The organism is Escherichia sp. E2586 (genome assembly GCF_005781105.1).
Lineage (GTDB): Bacteria > Pseudomonadota > Gammaproteobacteria > Enterobacterales > Enterobacteriaceae > Escherichia.
The window spans coordinates 22,118-34,876 of sequence record NZ_VATN01000007.1; the positions used below are offsets into that span (position 1 = coordinate 22,118).

Annotated in this window: 11 protein-coding genes; 6 read left to right on the forward strand and 5 right to left on the reverse strand. The window is 53.2% G+C overall.

Features of this window, described 5'->3' with window-relative positions:
- Positions 1–25 precede the first annotated feature (25 nt).
- Both ttdB and ttdA read right to left on the reverse strand, forming a co-directional pair.
- Entirely contained in the window at positions 26–631 is a 606-nt protein-coding gene (ttdB, locus tag FEK50_RS08015; protein WP_021559517.1) for a L(+)-tartrate dehydratase subunit beta, read from the reverse strand.
- The gene (ttdA, locus tag FEK50_RS08020) at positions 628–1,539 is read right to left on the reverse strand and encodes a L(+)-tartrate dehydratase subunit alpha (RefSeq protein ID WP_130210438.1); all 912 of its coding nucleotides are present in this window, start codon (positions 1,537–1,539) and stop codon (positions 628–630) included. The genes ttdB and ttdA overlap by 4 nt, the downstream gene beginning before the upstream one ends.
- A 206-nt stretch (positions 1,540–1,745) precedes the next feature.
- On the opposite strand from ttdA, the gene ttdR reads away from it, so the two are divergent.
- On the forward strand, positions 1,746–2,678 hold the full coding sequence (ttdR, locus tag FEK50_RS08025) for an L-tartrate utilization transcriptional activator TtdR (protein ID WP_130210440.1): 933 nt from the start codon (positions 1,746–1,748) through the stop codon (positions 2,676–2,678).
- A gap of 12 nt (positions 2,679–2,690) precedes the next feature.
- On the opposite strand, the gene plsY is transcribed toward ttdR, so the two are convergent.
- Positions 2,691–3,308: a glycerol-3-phosphate 1-O-acyltransferase PlsY gene (gene plsY / locus FEK50_RS08030; protein WP_130210442.1), complete on the reverse strand. Its 618-nt coding sequence runs from the start codon at positions 3,306–3,308 to the stop codon at positions 2,691–2,693.
- 104 nt (positions 3,309–3,412) lie between these two features.
- Between plsY and folB the strand changes: the two genes are divergently transcribed.
- Complete coding sequence (folB, locus tag FEK50_RS08035) at positions 3,413–3,781, forward strand: bifunctional dihydroneopterin aldolase/7,8-dihydroneopterin epimerase (protein WP_010347879.1); 369 nt, start codon at positions 3,413–3,415, stop codon at positions 3,779–3,781.
- A 90-nt stretch (positions 3,782–3,871) separates the two neighbouring features.
- On the forward strand, positions 3,872–4,693 hold the full coding sequence (bacA, locus tag FEK50_RS08040; RefSeq protein ID WP_130210446.1) for an undecaprenyl-diphosphate phosphatase: 822 nt from the start codon (positions 3,872–3,874) through the stop codon (positions 4,691–4,693).
- Positions 4,694–4,883: 190 nt separating this feature from the next.
- Here the strand turns inward: bacA and cca are convergent, their stop codons facing one another.
- On the reverse strand, positions 4,884–6,122 hold the full coding sequence (gene cca / locus FEK50_RS08045; protein ID WP_131162533.1) for a fused tRNA nucleotidyltransferase/2',3'-cyclic phosphodiesterase/2' nucleotidase/phosphatase Cca: 1,239 nt from the start codon (positions 6,120–6,122) through the stop codon (positions 4,884–4,886).
- A 63-nt stretch (positions 6,123–6,185) separates the two neighbouring features.
- Positions 6,186–6,806, reverse strand: a complete 621-nt coding sequence (locus tag FEK50_RS08050) for a TIGR04211 family SH3 domain-containing protein (protein ID WP_130210468.1) — start codon at positions 6,804–6,806, stop codon at positions 6,186–6,188.
- 243 nt (positions 6,807–7,049) lie between these two features.
- Between FEK50_RS08050 and ygiF the strand changes: the two genes are divergently transcribed.
- The 3 genes from ygiF to hldE are packed head-to-tail and all read left to right on the forward strand — an operon-like array spanning position 7,050 to position 12,695.
- Positions 7,050–8,351 (forward strand): inorganic triphosphatase, encoded by a 1,302-nt coding sequence (ygiF, locus tag FEK50_RS08055; protein WP_130260133.1) that lies wholly within the window; start codon positions 7,050–7,052, stop codon positions 8,349–8,351.
- A gap of 22 nt (positions 8,352–8,373) precedes the next feature.
- Positions 8,374–11,214, forward strand: a complete 2,841-nt coding sequence (gene glnE, locus FEK50_RS08060; RefSeq protein WP_131162532.1) for a bifunctional [glutamate--ammonia ligase]-adenylyl-L-tyrosine phosphorylase/[glutamate--ammonia-ligase] adenylyltransferase — start codon at positions 8,374–8,376, stop codon at positions 11,212–11,214.
- A 47-nt stretch (positions 11,215–11,261) separates the two neighbouring features.
- The gene (gene hldE, locus FEK50_RS08065) at positions 11,262–12,695 is read left to right on the forward strand and encodes a bifunctional D-glycero-beta-D-manno-heptose-7-phosphate kinase/D-glycero-beta-D-manno-heptose 1-phosphate adenylyltransferase HldE (RefSeq protein WP_130210454.1); all 1,434 of its coding nucleotides are present in this window, start codon (positions 11,262–11,264) and stop codon (positions 12,693–12,695) included.
- Positions 12,696–12,759 lie beyond the last annotated feature (64 nt).

Consider the following 12,759-nt stretch of genomic DNA (forward strand, 5'->3'; position numbering starts at 1 on the left):
GAGGGGGCGAGCCTCTCCGTGAGGGTTATTTGATGTAATGGACGTGCTCGCAGATCTCTTCCACGATGGGCTCGCGGCGTTCGGCGAACAGCTTTTTGTTTTCGGCTATCAGGTTGTTTCCGTGGGTATCTATAGAGACAATCAGCGGGCCGAACTCTTTGACCCGGCAGACCCACAACGACTCCGGCATCCCGAGTTCTGTCCAGTGCACCTCTTCAATTTCTTCCACCTGAGTTGCTGCCAGTACCGCGCAGCCAGCCGGGAAAATCACATGCAGCGCCTTGAATTTCTGACAGCCCTCTTCGGTCAGCGGCCCCATTCCGCCTTTGCCAACCACCAGTTTCACGCCGGTCTGCTCGATAAACTCACGTTCAAAACTTTCCATACGCATACTGGTTGTCGGGCCAACGGACACCATCTCCCATTTGTCGCCGTTTTTGCGCACGATGGGGCCAGCGTGGAAAATCGCTTTGCCGTTGAGATCGTAAGGGATCGGACGTTTCAGTTCGATCAAGCGGCGGTGACAAACGTCACGGCAGGTCACCAGTGTACCGGTCAGGTAGATCACATCGCCGACGCGAATATCTTGCAGATCTTCAGCTTTGATCGGGGTTGTCAGGATCTTTTTCATAACGCGCTCCGGGTGTGAGACAGATTTTCAAAGGTGAGATCGGCATGAACCAGCAGTGTGCCGCGACGATGCGCCCAGCAGCCTGTAGAAACAGCAACGCCGATGGTTGACGGATGGCGGGCGGCAGATTCGATATGTACGCCCATCACTGAACTGTTGCCAGTCAGCCCTTGTGGACCAATCCCCAGACGGTTGAGTCCTTCTTCCAGGCGTACCTCCAGCTCTGCCGCTTTTGGATTAGGATGGCGGCTGCCAATCGGGCGCAAAATGGCTTTACGCGAGAGCACGGCGGCGGTTTCCACTGAGGTGGCGATGCCCACGCCTACCAGTACTGGCGGACAGGCGTTTACAGCGAGAGTAGAGATATTTTCAAAGACGAATTTCACTACGCCTTCGTAGCCTTCCGAAGGCATTAATACTTTCGAGCGACCAGGCAGTGTGCAGCCGCCGCCAGCCATGTAAACTTCGATTTCCGCATCGTCACCGTCGGGAATGATGTCCCAGGTAACCCACGGTACGCCGCTGCCGGTATTTTTGCCGGTGTTCACTTCGTCAAAAATTTCCACCGCGTTGTGGCGCAGTGGCGCTTTGACGGTTGCTTCTTCCACAGCTTGCTTAAGAATGCTTCGCAGCTCGCCAAGCAGCGGGAAACGGGAACCGACTTTAACGAAGAACATAATCTCCCCGGTGTCCTGACAGGCAGGACGATTCAGGTCGATCGCTTTTTGCATGTTGTCGAACATCGTGTGGTAGATGATTTTTCCCATCGACGATGTTTCGGCATCCTTTAGCTGTTTTAGTTTATCCACCACGTCATCAGGCATCCGGGTAGATATCATAGCGGTAAAGTTAGCGACAATATCCGTCAGCTTATTCACTGCCTGTTGCTTATTACTTTCGCTCATCATGGCAACTCCAGTTTCTGTATTTGTCTGGAAAAATTCACCGTCACAAACTACCACTAAAAATGTGGTTTTATATTTTTTGCCGCCGTGAATATGTAATTAACAGTTCGTTAATCAACACGAAAATAAGAACGAATATTGCGCCAGAGCAGGGAATGGCAATGTTTTGCGAAATACACTGCGTTTATCAAAACTGCGGATATTTAACAATGCTAAATAGCTGGCCTTTAGCCAAAGACTTGCAGGTACTGGTGGAAATCGTCCATAGCGGGAGTTTTAGCGCCGCTGCGGCAACGCTTGGGCAAACGCCTGCATTTGTCACCAAGCGGATCCAAATCCTTGAAAATACGCTGGCAACCACACTGCTGAACCGCTCTGCCCGAGGCGTGGCACTGACTGAAAGTGGCCAACGTTGTTACGAACATGCGCTGGAAATCCTCACCCAATATCAGCGACTGGTCGATGACGTCACGCAAATCAAAACGCGCCCGGAGGGGATGATTCGTATTGGTTGCAGCTTTGGCTTTGGGCGCAGTTATATTGCGCCAGCCATTACCGAACTGATGCGCAATTACCCTGAATTACAGGTGTATTTTGAATTGTTCGATCGGCAAATTGATTTAGTGCAGGATAATATTGATCTTGATATTCGTATTAATGATGACATTCCTGATTATTATATTGCGCATCTGTTGACGAAAAATAGAAGAATATTATGCGCAGCACCTGAGTATCTGAAAAAATATTCCCCGCCACAATCATTACAGGAATTAAGTCGCCATGACTGTCTGGTGACTAAAGAGCGTGACATGACCCACGGAATATGGGAGTTAGGGAACGGCCAGGAGAAAAAGTCGGTGAAGGTTAGTGGGCATCTTTCCTCCAACAGCGGCGAGATTGTGCTGCAATGGGCGCTGGAGGGCAAAGGGATTATGCTGCGTTCCGAGTGGGATGTTTTGCCGTTTCTGGAGAGTGGCAAACTGGTGCGAGTATTGCCGGAGTATGCACAAAGCGCCAATATCTGGGCTGTTTACCGGGAGCCGCTCTATCGCAGCATGAAATTACGTGTCTGCGTGGAATTTTTGGCGGCGTGGTGCCAGCAACGGCTGGGTAAACCTGACGAGGGCTATCAGGTTATGTAGGCTCGTCATAAATCACTCGGGATCTTTTTCACGCTTTCTTTTGAATTTCGTCCAGATTTTTGTCTCTTGGTGACGCCACAGACGCTGGATGTTGTCATGATGACGCAGCAGGATCAGGCAAGAGAGCATCGAAACCGGGAAGGTGAATTGAGGCTTGAACCACCAGACATAAAACGGAGCAATCAGCGCGCTGACAATCGCCCCCAGCGACGAATATCCACTCAATAGCACGGTAAGCAGCCAAGTCCCCGCCATCACGCCCGTTAAATCCCAGCCGATCGGAGCAATAGCGCCAAAAGCGGTGGCAACGCCTTTTCCCCCTTTAAAACCGAAGAAAACGGGCCAGATGTGTCCAAGACAGGCGGCAATCGCAATTAATCCCAGCCAAAATGGGCTGACGCCTAATTCATATGCTCCCCAGACAGGCAACATACCTTTTAGGACGTCAAAGATCAGCACTGCTACGGCTGCCCCTTTGCCACCCATGCGTAAAACGTTGGTCGCGCCAGGATTACCGGAGCCGCTGGTTCGCGGGTCGGGCAAGCCACAAAGGCGGCAAACCAGAATGGCACTGGAAATGGAGCCGCAGAGGTACGCGATGAGGATCATTCCAGGCGCGATTGCACTCATAAGCTGTTCCGTTTTGAAAATTCGTGTTCAACGATGAATCTGTGGATAATACGCACATTTCGCCGGAAGTGGTATCCGGTTAGCCAAAAAGCAGGCAGGACGTGATGGATATTGTATTTATAGAGCAACTTTCGGTAATCACCACTATTGGTGTTTACGACTGGGAACAGACCATCGAACAGAAGCTGGTGTTCGATATCGAAATGGCGTGGGATAACCGTAAAGCGGCGAAAAGTGATGATGTGGCGGATTGCCTCAGTTACGCTGACATTGCAGAAACGGTGGTCAGCCACGTCGAGGGGGCGCGTTTTGCACTGGTGGAACGCGTGGCGGAAGAGGTGGCGGAACTGCTGTTAACTCGCTTTAATTCGCCGTGGGTTCGCATCAAACTTAGCAAGCCAGGCGCAGTGGCGCGGGCGGCGAATGTTGGCGTAATCATTGAGCGTGGCAATAATCTGAAAGAAAATAATTAATTTTACAGCTGTTAAACCAAACGGTTATATCCTGGTCATACTGCAGTAGTTCGGACAAGCGGTACATTTTAATAATTTAGGGGTTTATTGATGAGCGATATGCACTCGCTGCTGATAGCGGCAATATTGGGTGTGGTCGAAGGATTGACAGAATTTCTGCCGGTATCCAGCACGGGCCATATGATTATTGTCGGTCACTTGTTGGGGTTTGAGGGCGACACGGCGAAAACCTTTGAAGTCGTGATCCAGTTAGGATCAATTCTGGCGGTAGTAGTGATGTTCTGGCGGCGTCTGTTTGGTCTGATTGGCATTCACTTTGGACGCCCGTTGCAGCACGAAGGAGAAAGCAAAGGTCGTTTAACGCTGATCCACATTTTGCTGGGGATGATCCCAGCGGTGGTGCTGGGACTGTTGTTCCACGACATGATTAAATCATTGTTTAACCCGATAAATGTCATGTATGCGCTGGTTGTCGGCGGTTTGTTGCTGATTGCCGCCGAATGCCTGAAGCCGAAAGAGCCGCGTGCGCCGGGTCTGGATGATATGACCTATCGCCAGGCGTTTATGATTGGCTGCTTCCAGTGTCTGGCGCTGTGGCCGGGATTCTCTCGCTCCGGGGCGACCATTTCAGGTGGGATGCTGATGGGGGTGAGCCGTTACGCGGCTTCTGAGTTCTCGTTCCTGCTGGCGGTGCCGATGATGATGGGCGCAACGGCGCTTGATCTCTACAAAAGCTGGGGCTTCCTGACAACCGGCGATATCCCGATGTTTGCTGTTGGGTTTATCACTGCCTTCGTAGTGGCGCTGATAGCGATTAAAACCTTCCTGCAATTAATTAAGCGGATTTCGTTTATCCCATTCGCCATTTATCGCTTTATTGTGGCGGCTGCGGTGTACGTCGTGTTCTTTTGATGTGAAGAATAGTGTCGGATGCCTGGAATTGTCCACGATTGCGTAGATTGCGTAGGCCGGATAAGGCGTTTACGCCGCATCCGGCAATCTTCGCCTGATGCGACGCTTGCGCGTCTTATCTGGCCTACAACCGTCGTTGACATGTAGCCGGATAAGGCGTTCACGTCGCATCCGGCAAAATTCCCAACACTCACTCAGGCTTTGGGCAACGTTGTTCCTTCCAGCTGGCTACCGCCGCAATCCGCCGTCGGGTTAGCTCTTCACGAATCTCTACACCTTTAAATCCTGCTTCAACGACGGCTTTTGTCGGCACTGACTGCGCCACTTCCCAGGCTTCGCGCAACCAGCGGCCTTGCGGGTAGTCCGCCGATTCAAAACCGGTTCTGCCGCGCACGTCTGCTTCACTGGTCAGCGCCAATTGCTCTACACGTTGCGGCTTACGCCAGGCGTCAATGGAATCAAACAATTTAACAATGGTTTTCGGGTTCAGCATTGGGAAGGTGTGGATGAGATCGTGAAACTCAGCCACCAGTTTGGCTAAATCGCGAATTTCATTTGGCACGCGCAGACGCTGACATAGTTGTTCCACCAACTTAACACCTGCCGGGCCATGTCCATGATGACGTGGCCAAAGTTCTGGCGGCGTCAGTCCTTTACCGAGATCGTGGCATAACGTTGCGAAACGGACATCGACCTGCGGACTTAGCATCGCCGCCATGGAGAGTGTCATTAAGGTATGAATCCCGGTGTCGATTTCCGGATGCCATTTGGCGGGGGCCGGAACGCCGAACAGGGCGTCAATTTCCGGGAATAAAACGCGCAGTGCGCCACAATCGCGCAGCACCTGGAAGAACACTTGTGGATTGCGGGTGGTGAGGGCGCTTTCCGTCTCTTTCCACACCCGTTCAGGCGTAAGATGTTCCAGTTCGCCCGCGTGGGTCATCTCGCGCATCAGCGCCAGGGTTTCATCAGCAATACGAAAACTGAGGTGGGCATAACGCGCAGCAAAACGCGCCACGCGCAGCACGCGTAGCGGATCCTCGCCAAAAGCGGGGGAAACATGGCGTAACAGACGATTTTGCAGATCGCCCAGACCGTTGTACGGGTCGATAATCTCGCCGTCATCGTCCTGGGCCAGCGCATTAATGGTCAGATCACGACGCTTAAGATCATCTTCCAGCGTGACATCCGGTGCGGCATAGCAGGTAAAACCGGTGTAACCGGAGCCGGATTTCCGTTCGGTACGTGCCAGCGCATACTCTTCATGCGTCTGCGGATGCAGAAAAACAGGAAAATCGCGGCCTACCTGCTGGTAGCCCGCGTCGAGCATCTCCTGTGGCGTGCTGCCGACCACCACCCAATCTCTGTCTTTGACCGGTAGCCCTAACAATGCATCCCGTACCGCACCACCGACCAGATAAATCTTCACGCCATCTTCCCTTCGTCAAATACACAATTCCTAATAATAAGACAGTGCAACGAAGAAGGCGATTTAGTTCATCCAGCGATCTTTGCGTTTGCGCGTTGGGATCAGGTGCGGTAATACCAGTCCGAGCAGCAAGCCAAGACCCAGTACACCGCCGCCATACATAAACCATTGCATGATGATGGTGCGCTGTTTGTCATCTAACTGCACGCTGGCGGCATCGACCTTTTTCTGAGCGACAATCAGTTCGTTTTTCAGCTTCTGATTTTCTTCTTTTAACCCGTTGATCACGCTGTCGCTCTGCGCCACTTTTTGCTGCATTTCAGCAGTGCGCTGATTCCAGGTGTTATCAATATTGGTGAGCTTATCGGTCAGCGTTTTGACCTGATTTTCCAGCACCGGTACACGAGTGCGCAGGCTTGGCTCGGTATTAAGTTCTTTTAACGGGATCCAGGCGGTACGGCCGGAGCTGTCTTTCACCTGGGCATAATTGGTGTTGGCGTCAGTTTGTAATAAGGTTACTTCCTCGCCCGCGTTAACTGTGCCCACGAGGCGATAATTATCCCCCGGACCACTGCGGACCCAAGTGTTCAGTTCGTCAGAAACATAGCGCTTTTCTTCGGCGTGCGAGACGGCAGTGGCGCTAAGTGCAAGTATAGTTAATCCGATCAGGCGTAATTTTGGCATCAGGCTGTCGTTATTGTCTGGGAAAAGTGGAACGATAGTAGTGGCATCAGTGTCGCTACGCAAAGCATTCGCTATCAATCGGAATCCTCTGTGTCAGGTCTTGCCACAGCTTCAATCTTTTACGCCCGTCAAATTGCCCGTTGCATGGCAATTTGGCGCAAAATACTATCTACTGACAAAAAAGATCGCATTAAGTTCGCCGTTCATCGTCACTAATGTGACATAACCGGATAAGTAAAGGCCATGGCTCAGGAAATCGAATTAAAGTTTATTGTTAATCACAGTGCCGTTGAGGCGTTGCGTGACCATCTCAATACGCTGGGCGGCGAGCACCATGACCCCGTGCAGTTGCTGAATATTTACTACGAAACGTCGGATAACTGGCTGCGTGGGCACGATATGGGCTTGCGTATTCGTGGCGAAAATGGTCGCTATGAAATGACGATGAAAGTCGCCGGGCGAGTGACTGGCGGTTTACACCAGCGCCCGGAATATAATGTGGCGTTGAGCGAACCGACGCTCGACCTGGCGCAGTTTCCGACGGAAGTCTGGCCGAACGGCGTGTTACCTGCCGATCTCGCTTCCCGCGTACAACCGCTGTTCAGCACCGATTTTTATCGCGAAAAATGGCTGGTGGAGATCGATGGCAGTCAGATTGAAATCGCCCTCGATCAGGGCGAGGTGAAAGCCGGAGAATTTGCTGAACCTATCTGCGAGCTGGAACTGGAACTGCTTAGCGGCGAAACGCGCGCGGTGCTGAAACTGGCAAACCAACTGGTATCGCAAACTGGTTTACGCCAGGGCAGCCTGAGCAAGGCGGCGCGTGGCTATCATCTGGCGCAGGGAAATCCCGCGCGTGAAATCAAACCCACCACCATTTTGCATGTTGCGGCAAAAGCCGATGTGGAACAGGGGCTGGAAGCGGCGCTCGAGCTGGCGTTAGCACAATGGCAGTACCATGAAGAGTTGTGGATACGCGGCAACGAGGCGGCGAAAGAGCAGGTTCTGGCAGCAATCGGCCTGGTTCGCCATACTCTGATGCTGTTCGGCGGTATCGTGCCGCGTAAAGCGAGCACTCACTTACGTGATCTGCTGACTCAATGCGAGGCGACCATTGCTTCTGCGGTTTCTGCCGTGACGGCGGTCTATTCTACCGAAACGGCAATGGCGAAACTGGCGTTGACCGAATGGCTGGTAAGCAAAGCCTGGCAGCCGTTTTTAGATGCCAAAGCGCAGGGCAAAATCAGCGATTCCTTCAAACGCTTTGCCGATATCCATCTTTCCCGCCATGCCGCTGAACTGAAAAGCGTTTTTTGCCAGCCGTTGGGCGATCGCTACCGTGACCAGTTGCCACGCCTGACACGTGACATTGACTCAATACTGTTACTGGCGGGTTACTACGATCCTGTCGTCGCGCAAGCCTGGCTGGAGAATTGGCAGGGGCTGCGTCACGCTATTGCGACCGGGCAACGCATTGAAATTGAACATTTCCGTAATGAAGCAAACAATCAGGAACCGTTCTGGTTGCACAGCGGAAAACGTTAATCAGGCAAGGATAAAATCGCTTATGAAGCCGCTCTCTTCACCGTTACAGCAGTACTGGCAGACCGTTGTTGAGCGGCTGCCAGCGCCTTTAGCCGAGGAATCACTTAGCGCACAGGCGAAGTCAGTACTTACTTTTAGTGATTTTGTGCAGGACAGTGTAATTGCGCATCCAGAGTGGCTGACGGAGCTGGAAAGCGAGCCGCCACAAGCCGATGAATGGCAGTATTACGGCGAGTGGTTACAGGAGGCGCTCAGTAACGTGAGTGACGAGGCTGGGTTAATGCGTGAACTGCGGCTGTTCCGGCGGCGCATTATGGTACGTATCGCCTGGGCGCAAACGCTGGCGCTGGTTACTGAAGAGAGCGTATTGCAGCAGCTCAGCCATTTGGCGGAGACGCTGATTGTTGCGGCGCGTGACTGGCTGTATGACGCCTGCTGCCGTGAGTGGGGAACGCCGTGCAATGCGCAGGGCGAAGCGCAACCGCTGCTGATTTTAGGCATGGGTAAGCTGGGCGGTGGGGAACTGAATTTCTCCTCAGATATCGATCTGATTTTTGCCTGGCCTGAACATGGTTGTACGCAGGGCGGACGCCGGGAACTGGATAATGCTCAGTTCTTTACCCGTATGGGGCAGCGGTTGATTAAAGTGCTGGATCAACCAACGCAAGATGGCTTTGTCTATCGCGTAGATATGCGGCTGCGTCCGTTTGGCGAAAGTGGCCCGCTGGTGCTGAGCTTTGCGGCGCTGGAAGATTATTACCAGGAGCAGGGGCGTGACTGGGAGCGTTACGCGATGGTCAAGGCGCGGATTATGGGCGATAGCGACGGCGCTTATGCTAACGAATTGCGTTCGATGCTGCGCCCGTTTGTTTTTCGTCGTTACATCGATTTCAGTGTGATTCAGTCTCTGCGCAACATGAAAGGGATGATTGCCCGTGAAGTGCGTCGCCGCGGTTTGACCGACAACATTAAACTGGGCGCGGGCGGTATTCGCGAAATTGAATTTATCGTCCAGGTGTTCCAGCTTATTCGCGGCGGGCGCGAACCGTCGCTGCAATCGCGCTCTTTACTGCCAACGCTCAGCGCCATTGCCGCGCTGCATCTGCTTTCTGAGAATGATGCCGAACAATTGCGAGTGGCGTATCTGTTTCTGCGGCGCCTGGAAAACCTGCTGCAAAGCATTAATGACGAACAAACCCAGACGCTTCCTGCAGATGAGCTTAACCGTGCGCGGCTGGCGTGGGGGATGGAGTTCGCTGACTGGCAGCAACTGACCGGAGCGCTGGGCGGACATATGGCTAATGTGCGTCGGGTATTTAACGATCTGATTGGTGACGACGAAAGCGAAACCCAGGAAGAGACTCTGTCGGAGCAGTGGCGTGAGCTGTGGCAGGATGCATTGCAGGAAGATGACACCACGCCAGTGCTGGCGCATCTTAGAGAAGATGATCGCAAAAAGGTGCTGACGCTGATTGCCGATTTCCGCAAAGAGCTGGATAAGCGCACTATTGGGCCGCGCGGACGTCAGGTGCTCGACCATCTCATGCCGCATTTGTTAAGTGACGTATGCGCGCGTGAAGACGCTGCTGTCACGCTGTCGCGCATCACCGCCTTGCTGGTGGGGATTGTTACCCGCACCACCTATTTAGAATTGCTCAGTGAATTCCCCGCGGCGCTTAAGCATTTGATTTCTCTGTGTGCCGCATCGCCGATGATTGCCAGTCAACTGGCGCGTTATCCATTATTGCTGGATGAACTGCTCGATCCGAACACCCTCTACCAGCCGACAGCGACGGATGCCTATCGCGACGAATTGCGCCAGTATTTGCTGCGCGTGCCAGAAGATGACGAAGAACAACAGCTTGAGGCGCTGCGTCAGTTCAAACAGGCGCAGCTGTTACGCATTGCCGCAGCGGATATTGCCGGTACGCTACCGGTAATGAAAGTGAGCGATCACTTAACCTGGTTGGCAGAAGCCATGATAGATGCCGTCGTTCAGCAGGCATGGGTTCAAATGGTCGCCCGTTACGGAAAACCGACCCACCTGAACGAACGTGAAGGTCGCGGCTTTGCGGTGGTTGGCTACGGTAAGCTGGGCGGTTGGGAGTTAGGCTACAGTTCCGATCTTGACCTGATCTTCCTCCATGATTGCCCGATGGATGTAATGACGGACGGCGAGCGGGAAATCGACGGGCGGCAGTTTTACCTGCGTCTGGCGCAACGCATTATGCACTTGTTCAGCACGCGCACGTCTTCCGGTATTTTGTACGAAGTGGATGCACGGCTACGCCCGTCCGGGGCGGCGGGAATGCTGGTTACTTCCGCAGAAGCGTTTGCCGATTATCAGAGAAACGAGGCCTGGACGTGGGAACATCAGGCGCTGGTACGTGCTCGCGTGGTATATGGTGATCCACAATTGACCGCTCAATTTGACGCAGTACGCCGGGAGATTATGACGCTGCCGCGTGAAGGCAAAACTTTACAGACAGAAGTGCGGGAAATGCGCGAGAAAATGCGCGCCCATCTCGGCAATAAACATCGCGATCGCTTTGATATCAAAGCCGATGAAGGCGGAATTACCGATATCGAATTTATTACCCAATATCTGGTGTTGCGCTACGCCCATGAAAAACCGAAGTTAACGCGCTGGTCAGACAACGTGCGCATTCTGGAACTACTGGCGCAAAACGACATTATGGAAGAGCCGGAAGCGATGGCGCTGACCCGTGCTTACACTACGCTTCGCGATGAACTTCATCATCTGGCATTACAAGAGTTGCCAGGCCATGTGCCGGAGGATTACTTCACCGCAGAGCGTGAACTGGTCCGGGCAAGCTGGCAGAAGTGGCTGGTGGAGGAATGAAATATGGTATTATCGCGCGCAAATTTTGAATCTCTCAGGAGACAGGAATGAAAGTAACGCTGCCAGAGTTTGAACGTGCAGGAGTGATGGTGGTTGGTGATGTAATGCTGGATCGTTACTGGTACGGTCCCACCAGCCGTATCTCGCCGGAAGCGCCAGTACCCGTGGTTAAAGTGAATACCATCGAAGAACGTCCGGGCGGCGCGGCCAACGTGGCGATGAACATCGCTTCTCTCGGTGCAAACGCACGCCTGGTGGGACTGACAGGTATTGATGATGCGGCGCGCGCGCTCAGTAAATCGCTGGCGGACGTGAACGTAAAATGCGACTTCGTTTCTGTGCCGACGCATCCGACCATCACTAAACTGCGGGTGCTTTCTCGTAACCAACAGTTGATCCGCCTGGATTTCGAAGAAGGTTTCGAAGGTGTTGATCCGCAGCCGCTGCATGAGCGGATTAATCAGGCTCTCGGTACGATTGGCGCGCTGGTGCTTTCTGACTATGCGAAAGGTGCGTTGGCAAGCGTACAGCAGATGATCCAACTGGCGCGTAAAGCGGGCGTTCCGGTGTTGATTGATCCAAAAGGCACCGATTTTGAACGCTACCGCGGCGCTACGCTTTTAACGCCTAATCTCTCGGAATTTGAAGCTGTTGTTGGTAAATGTAAAACCGAAGAAGAGATTGTTGAACGCGGCATGAAACTGATTGCCGACTACGAACTCTCTGCGCTGCTGGTAACCCGTTCCGAGCAGGGGATGACGTTGCTGCAACCGGGTAAAGAGCCGCTGCATATGCCAACTCAGGCGCAAGAAGTCTATGACGTTACCGGTGCAGGCGACACAGTGATTGGCGTGCTTGCGGCAACGCTGGCGGCGGGTAATTCGCTGGAAGAAGCCTGCTTCTTTGCCAATGCGGCGGCTGGTGTGGTGGTCGGCAAACTGGGGACATCCACGGTTTCGCCGATCGAGCTGGAAAACGCAGTACGTGGACGTGCAGACACTGGTTTTGGCGTGATGACCGAAGAGGAACTGAAGCTGGCCGTAGCGGCGGCACGTAAACGCGGTGAAAAAGTGGTGATGACCAATGGCGTCTTCGACATTCTCCACGCCGGGCATGTCTCTTACCTGGCAAATGCCCGCAAGCTGGGTGACCGCTTGATTGTCGCCGTGAACAGCGATGCTTCCACCAAACGCCTGAAAGGGGATTCTCGCCCGGTTAACCCGCTCGAACAGCGTATGATTGTGCTGGGCGCACTGGAAGCGGTCGACTGGGTGGTGTCGTTTGAAGAGGACACGCCGCAGCGCCTGATCGCCGGGATCCTGCCAGATCTGCTGGTAAAAGGAGGCGACTATAAACCAGAAGAGATTGCCGGGAGTAAAGAAGTCTGGGCCAACGGCGGCGAAGTGCTGGTGCTCAACTTTGAAGACGGTTGCTCGACGACCAACATCATCAAGAAGATCCAACAGGATAAAAAAGGCTAACCGGAAAGCGGTTCACAGATCTCGCTTCGTGCCAGGTAGACCTATTGACGCTGTTGTTTTTTCA

What these genes read in the sequence shown, in the direction of transcription:
- ttdB (WP_021559517.1), bottom strand. Translation starts at nt 631, where the DNA reads ATGAAAAAGATCCTGACAACCCCGATCAAAGCTGAAGATCTGCAAGAT.
- ttdA (WP_130210438.1), bottom strand. Translation starts at nt 1,539, where the DNA reads ATGATGAGCGAAAGTAATAAGCAACAGGCAGTGAATAAGCTGACGGAT.
- ttdR (WP_130210440.1), top strand. Translation starts at nt 1,746, where the DNA reads ATGCTAAATAGCTGGCCTTTAGCCAAAGACTTGCAGGTACTGGTGGAA.
- plsY (WP_130210442.1), bottom strand. Translation starts at nt 3,308, where the DNA reads ATGAGTGCAATCGCGCCTGGAATGATCCTCATCGCGTACCTCTGCGGC.
- folB (WP_010347879.1), top strand. Translation starts at nt 3,413, where the DNA reads ATGGATATTGTATTTATAGAGCAACTTTCGGTAATCACCACTATTGGT.
- bacA (WP_130210446.1), top strand. Translation starts at nt 3,872, where the DNA reads ATGAGCGATATGCACTCGCTGCTGATAGCGGCAATATTGGGTGTGGTC.
- FEK50_RS08050 (WP_130210468.1), bottom strand. Translation starts at nt 6,806, where the DNA reads ATGCCAAAATTACGCCTGATCGGATTAACTATACTTGCACTTAGCGCC.
- ygiF (WP_130260133.1), top strand. Translation starts at nt 7,050, where the DNA reads ATGGCTCAGGAAATCGAATTAAAGTTTATTGTTAATCACAGTGCCGTT.
- glnE (WP_131162532.1), top strand. Translation starts at nt 8,374, where the DNA reads ATGAAGCCGCTCTCTTCACCGTTACAGCAGTACTGGCAGACCGTTGTT.
- hldE (WP_130210454.1), top strand. Translation starts at nt 11,262, where the DNA reads ATGAAAGTAACGCTGCCAGAGTTTGAACGTGCAGGAGTGATGGTGGTT.